17 protein-coding genes are annotated in these 18,939 nt (G+C 75.1%); 8 read left to right on the top strand and 9 right to left on the bottom strand.

Features of this window, described 5'->3' with window-relative positions; all coding sequences use genetic code 11:
• The 3 genes from CHC04_RS13235 to CHC04_RS13225 form a co-directional block, all read right to left on the bottom strand.
• A partial coding sequence (locus CHC04_RS13235) for a helix-turn-helix domain-containing protein (RefSeq protein ID WP_141233797.1) occupies positions 1-224 on the bottom strand: 224 nt, incomplete at its 3' end.
• Between the two features lie 110 nt (positions 225-334).
• The gene (locus CHC04_RS25545) at positions 335-1,183 is read right to left on the bottom strand and encodes a cold-shock protein (protein ID WP_089404374.1); all 849 of its coding nucleotides are present in this window, start codon (positions 1,181-1,183) and stop codon (positions 335-337) included.
• Between the two features lie 63 nt (positions 1,184-1,246).
• Positions 1,247-5,863 carry an ATP-dependent helicase gene (locus CHC04_RS13225; protein ID WP_089404373.1) on the bottom strand — a complete coding sequence of 1,539 codons (4,617 nt, stop codon included), beginning with the start codon at positions 5,861-5,863 and terminating at the stop codon, positions 1,247-1,249.
• Positions 5,864-5,966: 103 nt separating this feature from the next.
• On the opposite strand from CHC04_RS13225, the gene CHC04_RS13220 reads away from it, so the two are divergent.
• The 7 genes from CHC04_RS13220 to CHC04_RS13190 all read left to right on the top strand — a co-directional run bounded on the left by CHC04_RS13220 (position 5,967) and on the right by CHC04_RS13190 (position 11,827).
• Positions 5,967-7,112, top strand: a complete 1,146-nt coding sequence (locus CHC04_RS13220; protein ID WP_089404372.1) for an acyl-CoA dehydrogenase family protein — start codon at positions 5,967-5,969, stop codon at positions 7,110-7,112.
• 7 nt (positions 7,113-7,119) lie between these two features.
• Positions 7,120-8,367: an MFS transporter gene (locus CHC04_RS13215; RefSeq protein ID WP_089404371.1), complete on the top strand. Its 1,248-nt coding sequence runs from the start codon at positions 7,120-7,122 to the stop codon at positions 8,365-8,367.
• Positions 8,368-8,537: 170 nt separating this feature from the next.
• Positions 8,538-9,005, top strand: a complete 468-nt coding sequence (locus CHC04_RS13210) for a MarR family winged helix-turn-helix transcriptional regulator (protein ID WP_089404370.1) — start codon at positions 8,538-8,540, stop codon at positions 9,003-9,005.
• Positions 9,002-9,649: a hypothetical protein gene (locus CHC04_RS13205; RefSeq protein ID WP_089404369.1), complete on the top strand. Its 648-nt coding sequence runs from the start codon at positions 9,002-9,004 to the stop codon at positions 9,647-9,649. Before CHC04_RS13210 ends, CHC04_RS13205 begins: the two co-directional genes overlap by 4 nt.
• Before the next feature lie 10 nt (positions 9,650-9,659).
• Positions 9,660-9,854 (top strand): DUF3046 domain-containing protein, encoded by a 195-nt coding sequence (locus tag CHC04_RS13200; RefSeq protein WP_089404368.1) that lies wholly within the window; start codon positions 9,660-9,662, stop codon positions 9,852-9,854.
• 192 nt (positions 9,855-10,046) lie between these two features.
• Positions 10,047-11,078 (top strand): recombinase RecA, encoded by a 1,032-nt coding sequence (recA, locus tag CHC04_RS13195; protein WP_089404367.1) that lies wholly within the window; start codon positions 10,047-10,049, stop codon positions 11,076-11,078.
• A gap of 227 nt (positions 11,079-11,305) precedes the next feature.
• Positions 11,306-11,827 (top strand): regulatory protein RecX, encoded by a 522-nt coding sequence (locus CHC04_RS13190; RefSeq protein ID WP_245817169.1) that lies wholly within the window; start codon positions 11,306-11,308, stop codon positions 11,825-11,827.
• 43 nt (positions 11,828-11,870) lie between these two features.
• Here CHC04_RS13190 and CHC04_RS13185 read toward each other — a convergent pair whose 3' ends face one another.
• The 5 genes from CHC04_RS13185 to CHC04_RS13165 all read right to left on the bottom strand — a co-directional run bounded on the left by CHC04_RS13185 (position 11,871) and on the right by CHC04_RS13165 (position 15,708).
• Complete coding sequence (locus CHC04_RS13185; protein WP_176449990.1) at positions 11,871-12,359, bottom strand: hypothetical protein; 489 nt, start codon at positions 12,357-12,359, stop codon at positions 11,871-11,873.
• A gap of 35 nt (positions 12,360-12,394) precedes the next feature.
• The gene (locus tag CHC04_RS13180) at positions 12,395-13,309 is read right to left on the bottom strand and encodes an amino acid ABC transporter permease (protein WP_089404366.1); all 915 of its coding nucleotides are present in this window, start codon (positions 13,307-13,309) and stop codon (positions 12,395-12,397) included.
• Entirely contained in the window at positions 13,306-13,956 is a 651-nt protein-coding gene (locus CHC04_RS13175) for an amino acid ABC transporter permease (RefSeq protein ID WP_089404365.1), read from the bottom strand. Before CHC04_RS13175 ends, CHC04_RS13180 begins: the two co-directional genes overlap by 4 nt.
• Before the next feature lie 85 nt (positions 13,957-14,041).
• The gene (locus CHC04_RS13170) at positions 14,042-14,932 is read right to left on the bottom strand and encodes a glutamate ABC transporter substrate-binding protein (RefSeq protein ID WP_089404364.1); all 891 of its coding nucleotides are present in this window, start codon (positions 14,930-14,932) and stop codon (positions 14,042-14,044) included.
• A 20-nt stretch (positions 14,933-14,952) separates the two neighbouring features.
• A complete protein-coding gene (locus tag CHC04_RS13165) occupies positions 14,953-15,708 on the bottom strand; it encodes an amino acid ABC transporter ATP-binding protein (protein WP_089404363.1) in 756 nt (251 codons plus the stop codon).
• Positions 15,709-15,843: 135 nt separating this feature from the next.
• Between CHC04_RS13165 and miaB the strand changes: the two genes are divergently transcribed.
• The gene (miaB, locus tag CHC04_RS13160; RefSeq protein ID WP_089404441.1) at positions 15,844-17,295 is read left to right on the top strand and encodes a tRNA (N6-isopentenyl adenosine(37)-C2)-methylthiotransferase MiaB; all 1,452 of its coding nucleotides are present in this window, start codon (positions 15,844-15,846) and stop codon (positions 17,293-17,295) included.
• Positions 17,296-17,367: 72 nt separating this feature from the next.
• Here the strand turns inward: miaB and CHC04_RS13155 are convergent, their stop codons facing one another.
• On the bottom strand, positions 17,368-18,921 hold the full coding sequence (locus CHC04_RS13155) for a DUF349 domain-containing protein (protein WP_089404362.1): 1,554 nt from the start codon (positions 18,919-18,921) through the stop codon (positions 17,368-17,370).
• Between the last annotated feature and the right edge of the window lie 18 nt (positions 18,922-18,939).

The raw sequence follows: 18,939 nt of genomic DNA, 5'->3' as shown, positions 1-18,939 counted from the left end.
GCGACCGTCTCCGGTGAGGTCCGCCGGGGCATCCGATGCGGCCGCGAGGAGCGATCGGCCAGCCCGGCCGCACCCTCGGTCCGCCAGCGGCGCACCCACTTGTAGACCGTCTGCCGGCTGATCCCCAGCTGCTTGGCCACCTCACCGGGCCGATGACCAGCCAGGACACGAGCGATGATCAGCTTGCGGGCGTAGACGGTGGTGCGGGCATTAGCGTGAGCCACGGAGACCTCCGGTTGGCGATGGTGACGTCAAGCACCACCACTCCTCCCGGAGGTCTCCTTCATGATCAAGCCGACGCGCCGAACGTCAACAACGTCCCTGGTTGCGACAACTAGTCGATCGGGCGGACGCCGCTGGCACTGGTGCCGCGGGCGCCGGAGGTGCGGGTGAAGGCGACCCGCTGCCCCTCCTCGAGCTCCCGGTAGCCGCCGCTCTCCTCGATCTCGGAGAAGTGCACGAAGACGTCGTCGCCGCCGTCGTCGGGGGTGATGAAGCCGAAGCCCTTCTCGGGGTTGAACCACTGCACGGTGCCCTCGGCGTCCCCGCCGGCGTCCCCGCCCCGCGGGGCGCGGGCGGGCCGCTGGTCGCGGCCGCCCCGGTCGTCGCGACGGTCGTCCCGGCGGGCCGGGCGGTCGTAGCCGCCGCGCCGCGGGGTCGACGGCAGCAGCCGCACCGACTCCGCCTGCAGCCCGCGATTGCCCTCGACCAGCTCGAACTCGACCCGGTCGCCCTCCTCGAGGTCGCCGCCGCGGGTCACCGCGGAGACGTGCACGAACACGTCCTCCGGCACGATGAAGCCGAAACCGCGGTCGGCGTCGAACCGCGCGACCGTGCCCTGGACGACGAGCCCGCGGGGCGCGCGGCCGCCGCCGGAGCGCCCCCGGTCGTCACGGCCCCGGTCGTCACGGCCCCGGTCGTCACGGAAGCCGCCGCGGTCCCCGCCCCGGTCGTCGCGGCGGGCCCGCGGGGCGCCCCCGGTGGGTCGCACCCGCTCCGCCTGCGGCCCGCGCGGGCCCGCGGTGGCGTCGAACTCCACCGGCTGGCCCTCCTCGAGGGTGCGGAAGCCCCCCGTGTCCTCGATGGCCGAGAAGTGGACGAAGACGTCGTCCCCGCCCTCCTGCGGCTCGATGAACCCGAAGCCCTTGTCCGCGTCGAACCAGCGGACCGTCCCGGCTGCCATACCTGTTCCCTCATCCCTCACGACTGCGACGGTCCACGGTACGCGGACCCCGCGAGGTGCCGGTCAGCCCCGGAGGCGCAGCCCCCGGGGAGTGGCGGCGAAGCCGGCGGCCTGCAGCGCGGCCGACAGCGGGGTGTCCTGGTGCACCGAGGCGCCGTCGGCCTTCTGCACCACCATGCGGCCCAGCGCCCCCGCCGCGACCGCGCCGGACAGCGCGGTGGCCGCCTCCTTGAGCACCTGCTCGTCCTCGGTGAACGACAGCAGCGACCTGCCGCCGCGCTCGACGTAGAGCACCAGCTCGCCGTCGACGAGCACCACCAGCGCCCCGGCCTTGCGCCCCGCGCGGTGCCCGGTGGCCCGCTTCCCGCCGCCGGTGCCCTCGCCGACGTCGACGGCGACCTGCACTGCCGACGACCCCGCGGACTCGCCGTCGGGGGGACCGCCGCGGTCTGGCCAGGGCAGCGCGGCGCCGTAGACGTTGGCCGGGTCGGTGGCGGCGAGCACCACCGCACCCTCGGGGGCCCGGTCGGGGGTGGCGAACGCGCGCAGCCGGTCGACGGCGCCGACGGTGCCGAACTGCGCGGCGCCGAGGGTCTCGACGAAGTAGCCGCGCCGGGCGCGGTTGCTCTCCTCGAACGCGCGCAGCACCGGGTAGACGGCGGAGAACCCACCGGGTACCTGCTCGGCCGTGACCGCGCCGCGGGTGAGCACGCCGTGCCGCTCCAGCAGCGCCTCGGCGCGGGCGGTGGTGCGCCGCGTCGGGTTGGGCTCGCGCTCGGGCAGCCGTGACCAGCGGCCGGCGACCGTGGGCGGCCCGCTGCGGGTGGGCATCGCCGGGCGGCCCAGCCGGGCGCGCCCGTACCGGGTGCGGTCGACCCGGGCCCGCGGCGGCGCCGGGGTGCGCTTGTGCGTGCCGCCGCCGGCCAGCCGGGTGCGCAGCGGCGCCAGGGTGTCGTTGGTCAGCAGCCCGGCCCACACCAGGTCCCAGACGACGTCGGCGAGCGCGGTGTCGTCGGTGGCGCCCACGAGGTCGGACAGCCCGCGGAAGAAGACCGCCTGCCCGGCCGACAGCTGCTCGAGGACGGCGGCCCCGACGCCGCCCTCCTCCGGCAGCTCGACCGGGTCGGGCAGCAATAGCGGCGCGACGTCGGCGGGCACCAGGGTCACCCAGCCGTCGCCGCCGGGCAGCCCCCCGGCCCCGGCCCACAGCACCTCACCGGCGCTGGTGAGCTCGTCGAGCATCGCGGGGGAGTAGTCGCGGACCCGGCCGGGGAGCACCAGCGTCTCCAGCGCGCTCGCGGGCACCAGCGCCCCGGCGAGCTGCTCGATCACGGCCAGGACGCCGTCGACGCCGCGCATCCGGCTGCCCACCGACTGCCAGGTCGGGGTGAAGCGGGCCAGGGTGCCGATCGGCACCGGCTCGACCTCCTGGCGCAGCTTGGCCAGGCTGCGGCGGCGCACCGAGCGCAGCACCTCGGCGTCGCACCACTCCTGGCCGCTGCCGCCGGGGCGGAACTCGCCGGTGACCAGCCGGCCGCTGCCCACCAGCCGCTGCAGCGTGGCGGTGACGACGGCGACGCCGAGACCGAGCCGGGCGGCGACCCCGGCCGGCTGGAACGGGCCGTGGGTGCGGGCGTAGCGGCCGACCAGGTCGCCCAGCGGGTCGGCCACCGGCTCGGTGAACGCCTCCGGGACCCCGACCGGTAGCGCGGTGCCCAGCGCGTCGCGCAGCCGCCCGGCGTCCTCGATGGCGACGTGGCGTTCCTCCCCGGCGATCCGCACGACGATCGCCCGGCGGGACGCGACCAGCTCCGCCAGCCACGCCGCGGGCACACCGCGCAGCGCCGCCTCGGCGGGGGTGAGGTCGCCGAGCAGCCGCAGCAGGTCGGCGGCGCCGTCGACGTCGCGGGGGTGGCGCTCGGCCGGCAGCCGCTGCAGCTCCCGCTCGACCTCCGTCAGCGCCTCGGCGTCGAGCAGCTCGCGCAGCTCCGAGCGGCCCAGCAGCTCGGCGAGCAGGCCGGTGTCGAGCGCCAGCGCCTGCGCGCGCCGCTCCGCCAGCGGGGCGTCGCCCTCGTAGAGGAACTGCCCGACGTAGCCGAACAGCAGCGACTGGGCGAACGGCGAGGCGGACTGGGTCTGCACGTCGACCACCCGCACGCGGCGGGAGCGGACGTCGCGCATCAGCTCGACCAGGCCGGGCACGTCGTAGACGTCCTGCAGCACCTCGCGGGCGGCCTCGAGCGTGATGGGGAACGAGGAGAACTCACTGGCCACGCTCAGCAGCTGCGCGGCGCGCTGGCGCTGCTGCCACAGCGGGGTGCGGCGGCGCGGGTCGCGGCGGGGCAGCAGCAGCGCCCGGGCGGCGCACTCGCGGAACCGGCTGGCGAACAGCGCCGAGCTGCCGACCTCCGCGGTCACCTCGCGCTCGACGTCGTCGGGGTCGAGCACGGCGAGGTCGGCCTCCGGCGGCTCCCCGGTGGTGTCGGGCAGGCGCAGCACGATGCCGTCGTCGGAGTGCATCGAGGCGACGTCGACGCCGTAGCGCTCCCGCAGCCGGGCGGCGAGCACCAGCGCCCACGGGGCGTTGACCTGCGCGCCGAAGGGCGAGTGCACGACCAGCCGCCAGTCGCCGAGCTCGTCGCGGAACCGCTCCACCAGCAGCGTGCGGTCGTCGGGCAGGTGGCCGGTGGCCGCCTTCTGCTCGGCGAGGTAGGCGAGCAGGTTGGCCGCGCCCCAGTCGTCGAGCCCGGCGGCCTGCGCCCGCTCGCGGCCCCGCTCGGGCGCGGCGGAGCCGACCTCGCGGAGGAAGGCGCCCAGCGCCCGGCCCAGCTCCAGCGGCCGACCGGGGGCGTCGCCGTGCCAGAACGGCATCTTCCCGGGCTGGCCGGGGGCGGGGGAGACCAGCACCCGGTCGTGGGTGATCTCCTCGATCCGCCACGACGAGGACCCGAGCAGGAAGACGTCGCCGACCCGCGACTCGTAGACCATCTCCTCGTCGAGCTCGCCGACGCGGCGCCCGCCGGACCCCTCGCCGCCGACGAGGAAGACGCCGAACAGGCCGCGGTCGGGGATGGTGCCGCCGCTGGTGACCGCCAGCCGCTGCGCGCCGCCGCGGGCGGTGAGGGTGTCGGTGACCCGGTCCCAGGTCAGCCGTGGCCGCAGCTCGGCGAACGCGTCGGAGGGGTAGCGCCCGGCGAGCATGTCGAGGACGGCGTGCAGCGCGGAGTCGGGCAGGCCGGAAAAGGGCGCCGAGCGGCGCAGCAGCGCGCCGACCTCCTCCACGGTGCGCGGGCCCTCGGAGACGATGGCGACGACCTGCTGGGCGAGCACGTCGAGCGGGTTGCGCAGGTAGCGGATCGACTCGATCGCACCGGCCTTCATCCGCTCGGCCACCAGGGCGCACTGCACGAGGTCACCGCGGTACTTGGGGAACAGCACACCGCGGCTGACCGCGCCGACCTGGTGCCCGGCGCGGCCCACCCGCTGCAGCCCGGCCGCCACCGTGGGCGGCGCCTCCACCTGGACGACGAGGTCGACCGCGCCCATGTCGATGCCGAGCTCGAGCGACGACGTCGCCACCACCGCCGGCAGCTGCCCGGACTTCAGCGCCTCCTCGACCACGGCGCGCTGCTCGCGGGAGACCGAGCCGTGGTGGGCCGCCGCCACCGGCCGCACCCCCTCGGGCACGCCGCCGCCCGACCCGGCCTGCGCCATGAGCGCGGCGGCGGTGGTGCCCGGCGGCACCGCCTCGCCGGTGGCCCGCTCGTAGGCCATCTCGTTGAGCCGGCTGGTGAGCCGCTCGGCCAGCCGCCGGGAGTTGGCGAACACGATGGTGCTGCGGTGGGCCTCCACCAGGTCGAGCACCCGCTCCTCGACCGCCGGCCAGATCGACGCCCGCGGCTGGTCCCCGGCCGCCGAGCCCTCCAGCTCGCCGGTGGGCTGTCCCAGCTGGCTCATGTCCTCGACCGGGACGACGACCGACAGGTCCCACTCCTTGCCCGCCGGCGGCTGCACCACCTGCACCGGCCGGCCCCCGGCGAGGAAGGTGGCGACCTCCTCGATGGGGCGCACCGTGGCCGACAGGCCGATCCGCTGCGCGGGCCGCTCCAGCAGCTCGTCGAGCCGGTCGAGGGAGACCGCCAGGTGCGCGCCGCGCTTGCTGTCGGCGACGGCGTGCACCTCGTCGACGATCACCGTCTCCACCCCGCGCAGCGCCTCGCGTGCCGAGCTGGTCAGCAGCAGGAACAGCGACTCGGGGGTGGTGATGAGGATGTCGGTGGGCCGGCGGGTGAACGCCCGGCGCTCGTCGGCCGGGGTGTCCCCGGAGCGGATGCCGACCGAGATCTCCGGCCGGGGCAGGCCCAGCCGGAGCGCCGCCTGGCCGATGCCGGCCAGCGGCGCGCGCAGGTTGCGCTCGACGTCGACGGCCAGCGCCTTGAGCGGGGAGACGTAGAGGACGCGGCAGCGGCGGCTCTCGTCGGCCGGTGGCGTGCTCGTGAGCCGGTCGAGCGACCACAGGAACGCCGCCAGCGTCTTGCCCGAGCCGGTGGGGGCGACGACGAGGGCGTGCCCGCCGCTGCTGATCGCCTCCCAGGCGCCCTCCTGGGCCGCCGTGGGTTCGGCGAAGGCACCGGTGAACCAGGCCTGCGTGGGCGCGGAGAACCGGTCGAGAGCGGGCACGTGTCCAGTGTCCCCGCGGGTACGACAGTCCGCTGGCCTGCACGGACGCCGTCAGCGGGCGGGGTCGCCCGATCCGGGGGTGGCGTGCGGCACACTGCCGGGCATGCGCACCTCCCTCTACGAGGCCGAGCACGAGGACTTCCGGCAGACCGTCCGGACCTTCCTCGAGAAGGACGTCGCCCCGCACCACGACCAGTGGGAGCGCGACGGGATCGTCCCCCGCGACGTGTGGCTCGCCGGCGGGGAGCAGGGTCTGCTCGGCATCGACGTCGACGAGCGCTGGGGTGGCGGCGGGGTGCGCGACTTCCGCTTCAACGCCGTCCTCGACGAGGAGGTCACCCGCATCGGCGCCAGCGGCCTGGGCTTCGGGCTGCACAACGACGTCGTCGCCCCCTACCTGCGCGACCTGTGCACCGAGGAGCAGGGGCAACGCTGGCTGCCCGGGTTCTGCCGCGGTGAGCTGATCACGGCGATCGCGATGACCGAGCCGGGCACCGGCAGCGACCTGCAGGCGATCCGCACCACCGCCCGCCGCGACGGCGACGCGTGGGTGCTCAGCGGCGCCAAGACCTTCATCACCAACGGCATCAACGCCGACCTGGTGATCGTGGTCGCGCGCACCGACCCCGACGCGCCCGGCTCGCGCGGCACCAGCCTGCTCGTCGTCGAGCGGGGGATGCCCGGCTTCACCCGCGGCCGCAACCTCGAGAAGGTGGGTCTCAAGGCGCAGGACACCGCCGAGCTGTTCTTCGACGAGGTGCGCGTGCCCGCGGAGAACCTGCTCGGCGCCGAGAACCGCGGCTTCGCCCACCTCATGGAGAACCTGCCGCAGGAGCGGCTGTCGATCGCCGTCGGGGCGGTGGCCGCCTGCGAGACGGTGCTCGCGCAGACCCGCGAGTACGTGGGCAGCCGCACCGCGTTCGGCCGGCCGGTGGGCAGCTTCCAGCACAGCCGGTTCGTCCTCGCCGAGCTGCACACCGAGACGACGATCGCCCGCACGTTCGTCGACGAGTGCATCCGGCAGCTGGGCGCCGGCGAGCTGACCGCCGTCGACGCGGCCATGGCCAAGTACTGGACCAGCGAGCTGCAGAACAAGGTCGCCGACCGCTGCCTGCAGCTGCACGGCGGCTACGGCTACATGGACGAGTACCCGGTCTCGAAGGCCTGGCGCGACGCCCGCGTGCAGTCGATCTACGGCGGCACCAACGAGATCATGCGCGAGATCATCGGCCGGTCGCTGGGCCTGTGAGGAGCCGGTGACCACGCAGCAGGCGGGCCCCGACCTCGGACGGGTGCAGCGGCGCACCGTCGGCGTGCTGTCCGGCGCGGTGGCGCTCGCCGGGCTCGGGGTCACCGTCGGCATCACCATCGGCGGCCTGCTCGCGCGCGAGGTCGCCGGCAGCGACGCCGCGGCCGGCCTGGGGCAGACCGCCGGCGTGCTGGGCGCCGCGGTGCTCGCCGTCCCGCTGGCCCGGCTCTCCGACCGCGCCGGCCGGCGCGCGGGGCTGGCCGCCGGCTACGCCGTCGCCGTCGGCGGGGCGCTGCTGACCGTGCTCGCCGCCGTCCTGTCGTCGCTGCCGCTGCTGCTGGCCGGACTGTTCGCCTTCGGTGCCGCGACCGCCTGCGGCCTGCAGGCCCGCTACGCCGCCGCCGACCTCGCCGCGCCCGAGCGACGCGGCCGCGACCTGTCGCTGGTGGTCTGGGCGACGACGGTGGGCTCGGTGCTCGGCCCCAACCTGGCCGCGCCCGGCGCCGACCTCGGCGCCGCCGTCGGCCTGCCGGCGCTCGGCGGCGGGTTCGCCGTCTCGGCGGTGGTGTTCGCGCTGGTGGCCGCGGCCCTCGTCGCCGGGCTGCGGCCCGACCCGCTGCTGTTCTCCCGCCGGCTGCGCGGGCCGGTCGAGGCCGTGCCGGCCCGCGGACGCACGCGCACGGCCCTGGCGGCGGTGTGGAGCTCGCCCGGGGGCCGGCTGGGGCTGGTCGCCGTCGTGGTGTCGCACGCGGTGATGGTCGGCGTCATGGTCATGACGCCGGTGCACATGGGGCACGCCGGCGGCCACGACGACGCGACGACGCTGCGGCTGGTCGGCCTGGTCATCAGCGTGCACGTGGCCGGCATGTACCTGTTCTCGCCGCTGGTCGGCTGGCTGGCCGACCGGGCGGGGCGCCGGGCGACGGTCGCCGTCGGCGGGGGACTGCTGCTGGCCGCCGTCGCGCTGGCCGGGACGGCGCCACCGGAGGCCACCGGCCGGCTGGGGGCGGGCCTGCTGCTGCTCGGCCTGGGCTGGTCCTGCGGGCTGATCGCGGGCTCGACGCTGGTCACCGAGTCGGTGCCCGCCGACGTCCGGCCGACGGCGCAGGGCGGCACCGACCTGGTCATGGGGCTGGGTGCGGCCGTCGCCGGTGCGGTCGGGGGGCCGCTGCTGGCCGCCGGCGGCTACGGGCTGGTCGCCGGTGTGTCGGCGGCGCTGGTGCTGCCGCTGGCCCTCGTGTGGGCGCGCCCCTGAGGGTTCAGCGGCCCCGCAGGTTGCGCCACAGCATCACCAGCGTCACGAGGATGCACAGCGCGATGCCGATCTCCAGGACGGTGTCCCAGGTGGCCGAGCCGGTGGTGGGGAACACACCACCAGGATAGGCCGTGTACCGTGAGGTTACTTCACGGTGCAGGAGGTTCACGATGGCCGGTGACGACGTCCGGATCGACGCCCTCGACCGGCTGCTCGAGGTGTCCCTGCTGCTCGGCCGCGACACGGCGGCGTCGCTGGCCGCCTCCGGGCTCACCGTCGCCCGGACCACGCTGCTGTGGCGGCTGCGCACCGCCGGCCCGAGCACCCAGCGCGCGCTGGCCGACGCGCTCGGCGTCAGCGCCCGCAACGTCACCGGCCTGGTCGACGGGCTGGTCGCGGCCGGGCTGGTCTCCCGCGAACCGCACCCGGCCGACCGGCGCGCCACCCTGGTCACCCCGACCGCGCGCGGGGAGGAGCTGCTCAACGAGCTCGGGCGCGGCCAGGCCGAGCTGGCCGGCCAGCTGTTCGACGGACTCCCGCCCGAGCGGCTCGACGGGCTGGTGGCCGCGCTCGACGACGTCCTGGAACGGCTGCGGGTCCTGGTGCCGGGCGCCGTGGCGGGGGAGGAGGACCGGTGACCGCCGGGGAGCTGCTGCGCCGCGCCGTGGCCTTCGAGATGGGCACCTGGCGCAGCCTGTGGCGCTGGGTGCGACGGCGGCCCGACGTGCCGCCCGGCGCCGAGGCGTTCCCGTACGCGTCGGCGGCCGCGCCGGTGCTGTGGACCTTCGTCGTGCTGTCGGCCGTCGAGATCCCGCTGGTCGACTGGCTGCTGCCGTGGCCCTCGCTGCGCGTGGCGCTCCTCGTCGTCGGGGGCTACGGACTGCTGTGGATGATCGGTCTGCTGGCCTCGATGCGGGTGCACCCGCACGTGGTCGACGGCGCGGGGCTGCGGGTGCGCTCCGGGTCCGCCGTCGACGTCCGGGTGCCCTGGGAGGCGATCACCGCGGTGCGGGTGCGCCGGCGCAGCGTCGAGGGCTCGCGCACCGTCGTCGTCGCCGAGGAGGGCGGCCGGCGCGCGGTGTCGGTGACGGTCGTGTCCTCCACCCAGGTCGACGTCGAGCTGCGGACACCGACGGTGCTGCCGCTGGCCCGCACCGGCGGCCGGCCGGTCGACGAGCTGCGCCTGGCCGCCGACGACCCGGCGGCGCTGGTCCGCCGGCTGCGCGCCGGGATCGTGGAGGAGGCCGCCGGGCGGGCCGCTGCCGACGGGGACGCGCGCTAGCGTCGGAGGCGTGCGCCTGCAGGAGTTCTGGTCCCGGCTCGACGAGCAGTTCGGCTCGATGCGGGCCCAGAGCGTGACGCGCGACCACGTCTTCGCCGCGCTCGGCGGGCGGACCGCCCTCGACGCCATCGAGGCCGGGCTGCCGGTGCGGCGGGTCTGGCTGGCGATCTGCGAGGAATACGACGTGCCGCCCCGGGACCGCTGAGCCGGGCGACGGCGCGCCCGCCGTGTGTCGCTCGACTCGAACACGTGTTCGTCCTACAGTGACGGGTGCGTCCACAGGGACGTCGTCCCTCCACAGGTCGAGTCGGTCACCGGAAAGTGTCAGACCCCCGACCTAGCGTCGCCTCCGACACCGCTCCGACTCCCGACACGCGACTTCCCGAAGGTGAGCACCATGGCAACGCTCGACCGCGACAAGGCCCTCGACATGGCCCTCGCCCAGATCGACAAGCAGTTCGGCAAGGGCTCGGTCATGCGCCTGGGCGACAGCACCGCCCAGGCGATCAAGGTCATCCCGACCGGCTCGATCGCCCTCGACATCGCGCTGGGCATCGGTGGCCTGCCGCGCGGCCGCGTCATCGAGGTCTACGGCCCGGAGGCCTCCGGCAAGACCACGGTCGCCCTGCACGCGGTGGCCAACGCCCAGGCCGCCGGCGGCATCGCGGCCTTCATCGACGCCGAGCACGCCCTCGACCCCGAGTACGCCCGGGCCATCGGTGTCGACACCGACGCGCTGCTGGTCAGCCAGCCCGACACCGGTGAGCAGGCGCTGGAGATCGCCGACATGCTCATCCGCTCCGGCGCGCTCGACATCATCGTCATCGACTCCGTGGCCGCCCTCGTGCCCCGCGCCGAGATCGAGGGCGAGATGGGCGACAGCCACGTCGGTCTGCAGGCCCGCCTCATGAGCCAGGCGCTGCGCAAGATCACCGGTGCGCTGAACAACTCGGGCACCACCGCGATCTTCATCAACCAGCTGCGCGAGAAGGTCGGCATCGTCTACGGCTCGCCCGAGGTCACCACCGGTGGCCGTGCGCTGAAGTTCTACTCGTCGGTCCGCCTCGACGTCCGCCGCATCGAGACCCTCAAGCAGGGCACCGAGGCCGTCGGCAGCCGGGTGCGCGTCAAGGTCGTCAAGAACAAGGTCGCCGCGCCCTTCAAGCAGGCCGAGCTCGACCTGCTGTGGGGCCACGGCTTCAGCCGCGAGGGCGGCCTGATCGACGCGGGCGTCGAGCACGGCTTCATCCGCAAGTCCGGCGCCTGGTACACGTACGAGGGCGACCAGCTCGGCCAGGGCAAGGAGAACGTCCGCACCTTCCTCCGCGACAACCCCGACCTCGCCGACGAGATCGAGAAGAAGGTCAAGGAGAAGCTGGGCGTCGGCGCCACCCTCGACGCGCCCGCCGCCGACGCGGCCGACTTCTGAGCCACCCCGTGACCGGCTGGTCGGGCCCGCTCTCCGAGGAGATCGACCCCCAGCGGCCCGGCCGGCGCGGCCGCCGGACCCGAGCACCGGGTCCCGGGGACCGCGCCGGCCGTCCCCGGCGGCGGTCCGGGTCGTCCCCTGACCCGGACGACCCGGCCGCCGCCGGCACGCTCCCGGACGATCGCGGCTCGGGAGATCCCGCCGACGAGCCGGGTGACCCGGAGTCGGTGGCCCGCGCCATCTGCCTGCGGGCGCTCACCGGTGCGGCGAAGACCCGGCAGCAGCTGGCCGACCTGCTCGCCCGCCGCGGCATCCCGGACGACGCGGCGACCGCGGTCCTCGACCGGTTCGGCGAGGTCGGCCTCATCGACGACGCCGCCTTCGCCCGCGCCTGGGTGACCTCCCGCCAGGCCGGCCGCGGCCTGGCTCGGCGCGCGCTGCGCGCCGAGCTGCGGGCCAAGGGCGTCGACGGCGAGGAGGCCGAGCAGGCCCTCGCCGAGGTCGACGACGACGACGAGCGCGCCGCCGCCCGCCGCCTGGTCGAGCGGCGGCTGTCCTCGCTGCGTCGCGTCGACCGGCCCACCGCCACCCGCCGGCTGATCGGGATGCTGGCCCGCAAGGGCTACAGCGGTGGTCTGGCCGCGGGCGTGGTCCGCGACGTGCTGGACGAGACGGGGTTCGGCACCGACGACCCCGACCCCGACCTGCACGATCCGGACCTGCTCGCCCGGCCCGCCTGGGACACCTGACGCGGACTCCCGGCCCTGACCCCGTCGGGCTGGGTCCGGCCGGTCAGCCCGCGGCGGGCACGGCGGCGGGGACAGCGGCACCGAGGAGCGGCATGGCCGTGGTCGGCAGGTGCGTGACCGTGGCCGACGGCGCCGCCCACGCCGTGAGGTCGACGGCGTACCCGTCGGGGGCCTCGTCGTCGGCCACCAGCCCGGCGGCCTCGCCGTCGGGAGCGGCGGCCAGCCACTGCTGGATCTGCGCCTCGAACGTCCGGTCGGGCAGCACGGCCGGACGGCTCACCGGCCCGAGGAAGGTGACGTCGCGCTCCCCGCCGTCGGGCGAGCGCAGGACGACCCGGCAGCGCGCCCGGCGGTGCCGGGCCGGGGGGACGACCTCCCGGACGACGGCGGACCCCGCGCCGGCCGCGTCGGCGAACCGCGGCGCGGCGGCCCGCAGCCGGTTCACGAACTCCTGCGCGACGTCGACCTGCCCGTCGGGCAGGCGCGCGATCGACGGCAGCGGCGGCACGACGGGGCGGAGAGCGGTGTCCACGGCACTGTCATCGGCAGGTCCGCGGGCCGGTGGTACTAGCGGCCGCCCGCCTCGGTCACCAGCCCGCCACCGCCGCCCATCTGCACGTCGGCCGGCAGCTCGACGTCGTCGGAGCCCGCGGTCCTGCGGTCCCGGCGGGTGCGCTTCTCCACGTACTTGGCCAGCTGCGAGAGCAGCACGTTCACGATGATGTAGATGAGCCCGGCGGCCACGTAGAGCTGGAACGTGTAGATGTTGCCGAACTGGAAGTTGAAGAACTCGACGAGGCTGCGCGCCTGCCGCAGCAGCTCGACGTAGCCGACGATGAAGCCCAGCGAGCTGTCCTTGAGCAGCACCACGAGCTGGGCCACGAGCACCGGCAGCATCCGGCGGACCGCCTGGGGGAGCAGCACCAGCGTCATGACCTGCGTCTTGCGCATGCCCAGCGCGAACGCCGCCTCCCGCTGCCCGCGGTCGACCGACAGGATGCCCGCCCGGAAGATCTCGGCGAGCACGGCCATGTTGTAGAGGGTCAGCCCGAGCGCCAGGGCCCGGAAGGCGGTCATCGGGACGCCGATGGTGGGCAGGAACAGCAGGCAGAACAGGATGAGCACGAGCAGCGGCACGGCGCGGAAGAACTCCACGACCGCCGCCACCGGCCCGCGCACCCACGCGTGGTCGGACAACCGGCCGACCGCCAGCAGCGCGCCGAGCACCGTGGCCGCCACCATGCCGACGGCGGCGACGGCGAGGGTGTTGAGCAGCGCCTCGCCCAGGGCCTGCGGCACGCCCGCGGCCGGGTCGAACAGGATCGCCCAGCGGCCGGGGTCCAGCTGACCGTTGCTCCCGAGCCGCCACAGCACCAGCGCGACCAGGGCGGCGATCAGCAGCGCGCCGATCACCGTGCCGATGCGCTGCCGGCGGCGCGCCCGCGGTCCGGGGAGGTCGAACAGGACGGTCTGCGCGCTCATCGGACGATCGCCACCCTCTTCTCGATGACGCGGATGGCCCACGCGGAGGGCAGCGTGATCACCAGGTAGCCGGCGACGATGGCCGCGAAGACCAGCAGGAGCTGGTCGGCGTTGGCGTTGGACAGCCGCTGCAGCGCCGCGGTGAGGTCGGTGACGGCGAAGCCCGCGGCGATGGAGGTGTTCTTCGCCAGGGCGATCCACACGTTGCCCAGCGGCGGGACGACCGTCCGGAAGGCCTGCGGCAGGACGATGGTGCGCAGGCTCTGCCCGAAGTCCAGGCCCAGGGCGCGGGCGGCCTCGGCCTGCCCCGGCGGGACGGCGTTGATCCCCGAGCGCAGCGCCTCGCAGACGAACGCGGCGGTGTAGAGCGACAGCGCGGCGACGGCGGCGATGAACCGGCTCGGGAAGGACAGGTCGATCTGGACGATGCCGAAGACGAGGAAGAAGAAAACCACCGTGAGCGGGGTGTTGCGGAACACCTCCACGTAGAAGGTGGCCAGCCCGCGCAGCGGCGGCACCGGGCTGACCCGCATGCCCGCGAGCACCGTGCCGAGCACGAGGGCGCACACCCCGCTGGTGACCGCGAGGGACAGCGTCGTCAGGAACGCGCTCCACAGCAGGTCGGCGTTGTCGGTCAGGAAGCCCATGGCGCCTCGCCGTCAGGTCGTCGGTCGTCGGGGACGCAGCCGACGCCGCCGGGCGGGGGAGTCCCGCCCGGCGGCGTCCGCGTGCTCAGTAGCGGTCGACCGTCGGCGGCTCGGGGGCCTCCTCGCCGGTGATCGCACCGGCGGTGCGGTCCCACGCGTCGGCCCAGCGGCCGTCCTCGAAGGACTCCTCGAGCACGTCGTTGATGAAGTCCCGGAACTCGTCGTCGCCCTTGGCCATGCCGATGCCGTAGGGCTCCTCGGTGAACGGGTTGCCGACCAGCTCGAAGCCCTCGGGGTTGCCCGCCACCAGGCCGGTGAGGATGACGTTGTCCGTCGTCACCGCCTGCACGTTGCCGTTGGCCAGGTCGTCGGCGCACTTGGAGTAGACGTCGTAGGTGACCAGGTTGGCCTCCGGGTAGTTGTCCCGGATGTTCTGCGCCGGGGTCGAGCCCTCGACCGAGCAGACCGTCTTGCCGGCGAGGTCGTCGGGGCCCTGGATGCCCTCGGGGTTGCCGGCCGCGACCATGATGTCCTGGCCGGCGATGTAGTACGGCCCGGCGAAGTCGACGACCTGCTTGCGGGTGTCGTTGATGGTGTAGGTCGCCACCACCATGTCCACCTGGCCGTTCTGGATGAACGGCTCGCGGTTGGCCGACACCGTCTCGGTCCACTCGATGTCCTCGGGCGCGATGCCGAGCTCCCCGGCGATGATCTTGGCGATCTCCACGTCGAAGCCCTCGGGCACGCCGTCGGGGTTGAGCAGGCCGAAGCCGGGCTGGTCGTACTTCGTGCCGACGGTGATGCTGCCGGCCCCGGCCAGCTCGGCCATGGTCGAGCCCTCGGGGAAGTCGACCTCCTCGGCGACGGTGGGGGCGCTGGCGGCCTCCTCCTCCGCCTGGTTGCCGGCCTCGCTGGAACAGGCCGCGAGGGTGAGGCCGAGGGCGGCGAAGGCCGCCAGCTTCCGGGTGCTGCGCATGGGTGTCCTCCCGTGGTGGGTCAGTGCTCGAGGATCTTGGACAGGAAGTCGCGGGCGCGCTCGGAGCGCGGGTTGGTGAAGAACGTCTGCGGGTCGGCGGACTCGACGATCCGGCCGCCGTCCATGAACACGACCCGGTTGGCCGCCCGGCGGGCGAAGCCCATCTCGTGGGTGACGACGACCATCGTCATGCCCTCGCGGGCCAGCGACGTCATGACGTCGAGGACCTCGTTGATCATCTCCGGGTCCAGCGCCGACGTCGGCTCGTCGAAGAGGATGACCTTGGGGTCCATGGCCAGGGCGCGGGCGATCGCCACGCGCTGCTGCTGACCGCCCGACAGCTGTGCCGGGTACTTGTCGGCCTGGTGCCCGACCCCGACCCGGTCGAGCAGCTCACGCGCGCGCCGCTCGGCGTCGGCCTTCGACTGCCGGCGCACCCGGGTCGGGGCCAGCGTGACGTTCTGCAGGATCGTCTTGTGGGCGAAGAGGTTGAAGCTCTGGAAGACCATCCCGACGTCGCTGCGCAGCTTGGCCAGCGCCTTGCCCTCCTCGGGCAGCTTCTGGCCGTCGATGCGGATCTCGCCCTGCTGGATGCTCTCCAGGCGGTTGATCGCGCGGCACAGCGTGGACTTGCCCGAGCCCGACGGGCCGATGACGACGACGACCTCGCCGCGGTCGATCGAGAGGTCGATGTCCTGCAGCACGTGCAGGTCGCCGAACCACTTGTTGACCCCGGTCAGCTCGACGAGCGGTGCTCCGGTCTGCTGGCTGGTCACGCACGGCACACTAGGGCCGCCCGGCTGCGGCAGCGTCCCGGGGCCGTCACGAAGCAGTCACAAATGAGGTCACGGCCGGTGACCGGCGGCGGGCACCGCGGCCGCCGGGCCCGGCGCCGTACCCTCGCAGGCGCCATGGGAACCGAGGTCGACAGCCCGCAGCGCACCTACCGGGTGCGCACCTACGGGTGCCAGATGAACGTGCACGACTCCGAGCGGCTCGCCGGCCTGCTCGAGGCCGCCGGGTACGCCGCCGCACCCGAGGGCGCCGACGCCGACGTCGTCGTGCTCAACACCTGCGCGGTGCGGGAGAACGCCGACAACCGCCTCTACGGCAACCTCGGCCACCTCCGGCCGGTGAAGGACGCCCACCCCGGCATGCAGATCGCCGTCGGCGGGTGCCTGGCGCAGAAGGACCGCGGCGAGATCGTGCGGCGCGCGCCGTGGGTCGACGTCGTCTTCGGCACGCACAACGTCGGCTCGCTGCCGGCGCTGCTCGAGCGCGCGCGGCACAACGCCGAGGCGCAGGTGGAGATCGCCGAGGCGCTGGAGGTCTTCCCGTCGACGCTGCCGGCGAAGCGGGACTCCGCCTACGCCGGCTGGGTCTCGATCAGCGTCGGGTGCAACAACACCTGCACGTTCTGCATCGTCCCGGCGCTGCGCGGCAAGGAGAAGGACCGCCGTCCCGGCGAGATCCTCGCCGAGGTGCAGGCGCTGGTCGACCAGGGCGTGCTCGAGGTGACGCTGCTGGGTCAGAACGTCAACGCCTACGGCGTCGAGTTCCGCGACCGGGGCGCGTTCGCCGGCCTGCTGCGCGCCACGGGCGCGATCGAGGGTCTCGAGCGGGTCCGCTTCACCAGCCCCCACCCGCGCGAGTTCACCGACGACGTCATCGAGGCGATGGCCGAGACGCCCGCCGTGTGCCCGCAGCTGCACATGCCGCTGCAGTCGGGGTCGGACGAGGTGCTGCGCCGGATGCGCCGCGGCTACCGGCAGGAGCGCTACCTCGGGATCATCGACCGGGTGCGGGCGGCCATGCCCGACGCCGCGATCACCACCGACGTCATCGTCGGGTTCCCCGGCGAGACCGAGGCCGACTTCGAGCAGACCCTCGAGGTGGTCCGGCAGGCCCGCTTCGCCGGCGCCTTCACCTTCCAGTACTCCAAGCGCCCCGGGACGCCGGCCGCCGCGATGGACGGCCAGCTGCCCAAGGAGGTCGTGCAGGAGCGCTACCTGCGGCTGACCGCGCTGCAGGAGGACATCGGCTGGGCGGAGAACCGCGCGCAGGTCGGCCGGACCGTCGAGCTGCTGGCAGCGGCGGGGGAGGGCAGCAAGGACGCCCGCACCGGCCGGATGAGCGGCCGGGCCCGCGACGGGCGGCTGGTGCACTTCGCGGGTGGCGACGGCGTCCGGCCCGGCGACGTCGTCGAGACCGTCGTCACCGCCGCCGCGCCGCACCACCTCATCGCCGACGGGCCGCTGTTGTCGCACCGGCGCACCCGGGCCGGGGACGCGCACGAGGCCGGCACCCGGCCGACGACGCCCGGCGTGCTGCTCGGCATGCCCCGCGTCGGCGCCCCCGCCTGAGCGAGGCACGGGAAGCCATCCGCTCGTCCCGAGCGCCAGGACGTGCGGATGGCCTCCCGTGCCCGTGAGGACTCAGCGGCGCGAGGCGGAGCGCTCGGCCTCGGACAGCCACTCGCGGCGGGTGGCCAGGTTCGCCCGCGCCTCCTCGATCCGGCGGGTGTCGCCGGCGGCCTCGGCCTTGGCCAGCTGCTCCTCGGCCTTGGTGACCGCCGCGCGCATCGAGGCGACCATCGGGTTCTCCGGCGCGGTGCGCACCCGGCCGGCGTCGACGGCGCCGCGGACGCGCTGCTCGACGGCCTGCATCCGGTCCTCCAGCGAGCGCATCGCGCCGCGCGGCACGTGGCCGATCGCGTCGTAGCGCTCCTGGATGCGCCGCAGCGCCGCCTGGGCGCCGCGCAGGTCGGTGGACGGGTCGAGCTTCTCCGCCTCGGCGAGCAGCTCCTCCTTGGCCTGCTGGTTGGCCAGCTGCTCGGAGTTGCGCGCCTTGTCCGACTCGGCGCGGGCGGTGAAGAAGACGTCCTGGGCGGCGCGGAACTGCTTCCACAGGTCGTCGTCGCCGTCGCGGCCGGTGCGCGGCACCGCCTTCCAGCGGTCCATCAGCGAGCGCATGGCGGCGCTGGTCGGGCCCCACTCGGTCGACGTCGACAGCCGCTGGGCCTCGGCGATCAGCTCCTGCTTGGCCGCGCGGGCCTCGCCGCGCTGCACGTCGAGGGCCGCGAAGTGCGCTCCGCGCCGCCGGCCGAACGCGTCACGGGCGGCGGCGAACCGCGACCACAGCGCCTCGTCGGTCTTGCGGTCGATGCCGCGGATGGTCTTCCACTCCTCGACGATGGCCTTGAGCCGGTCGCCGGCGGCCTTCCACGAAGTCGACTCCGCGGCGATCTGCTCGGCCTCGGCGGCCAGCGCCTCCTTGCGCGCGACCTGCGCGGCGCGGGCGGCGGCCTTCTCCGCGCGTGACTCGGCGGCCGCGGAGTCGGCGGTGTCCACCATCGCGCGGGCACGGGCGGCCAGCCCGTCGAGGTCGCCGACGGCGGTGGCGGTGGGGATGGAGTCGGCCAGCGCCTGGGCCTTGGCCTTGATCTCGGTCGGGTTGCCGGTGTGCGCCCGCAGCCGTGCCTCCAGCAGCGACACCTCGGTGGCGAGGTCGTCGTAGCGGCGGGCGAAGTGGGCCAGCCCCGCGGCGGGGTCGCCGGCCTGCCAGGAGCCGACCGCGCGCTCGCCGTCGGCGGTGCGGACGTAGACGGTGCCGTCCTCGTCGACGCGGCCCCACCGGGCGGGGTCGGAGGAGGCGGCCACGGCCGGCTCCGGCGCCGCCGGCACGGGCGCGGCCTGCTCGGGGACGGCGACCGGCCCGGGGACGGCGGCCTCCTCGGCGGGGGCCTCCTCGGCGGGGGCTCCCTCGGCCAGGGCTCCCTCGGCTGCGACCCCCTCGGCGGCGGCTCCCTCGGGACCCGGGACGTCCGCGGCGCCCGCCGTCGGGTCGGCCAGCCCGGCCGCCTCGGGGGTGGGCGCGGCCGGCGTCCCGGCGTCGGGGGTCACGGCGTCGGGGGTCACCGCGTCGGGACCGGCCGTCTCGGGGGAGGGGACCTGCTGCGACCCGGCTCCGGGGTTCTCCGTGCTCGACACGCACCGCAGTGTCCCACG

The sequence above is a fragment of the Geodermatophilus saharensis genome (assembly GCF_900188205.1).
Taxonomy (GTDB): Bacteria; Actinomycetota; Actinomycetes; order Mycobacteriales; family Geodermatophilaceae; genus Geodermatophilus; species Geodermatophilus saharensis.
Note: the sequence above shows the minus strand (reverse complement) of the source record. Positions and strands in the feature narration are given on the sequence as shown.

What these genes read in the sequence shown, in the direction of transcription:
- CHC04_RS25545 (WP_089404374.1), bottom strand. Translation starts at nt 1,183, where the DNA reads ATGGCAGCCGGGACGGTCCGCTGGTTCGACGCGGACAAGGGCTTCGGG.
- CHC04_RS13220 (WP_089404372.1), top strand. Translation starts at nt 5,967, where the DNA reads ATGCGCACCTCCCTCTACGAGGCCGAGCACGAGGACTTCCGGCAGACC.
- CHC04_RS13210 (WP_089404370.1), top strand. Translation starts at nt 8,538, where the DNA reads ATGGCCGGTGACGACGTCCGGATCGACGCCCTCGACCGGCTGCTCGAG.
- recA (WP_089404367.1), top strand. Translation starts at nt 10,047, where the DNA reads ATGGCAACGCTCGACCGCGACAAGGCCCTCGACATGGCCCTCGCCCAG.
- CHC04_RS13180 (WP_089404366.1), bottom strand. Translation starts at nt 13,309, where the DNA reads ATGAGCGCGCAGACCGTCCTGTTCGACCTCCCCGGACCGCGGGCGCGC.
- CHC04_RS13175 (WP_089404365.1), bottom strand. Translation starts at nt 13,956, where the DNA reads ATGGGCTTCCTGACCGACAACGCCGACCTGCTGTGGAGCGCGTTCCTG.
- CHC04_RS13170 (WP_089404364.1), bottom strand. Translation starts at nt 14,932, where the DNA reads ATGCGCAGCACCCGGAAGCTGGCGGCCTTCGCCGCCCTCGGCCTCACC.
- miaB (WP_089404441.1), top strand. Translation starts at nt 15,844, where the DNA reads ATGGGAACCGAGGTCGACAGCCCGCAGCGCACCTACCGGGTGCGCACC.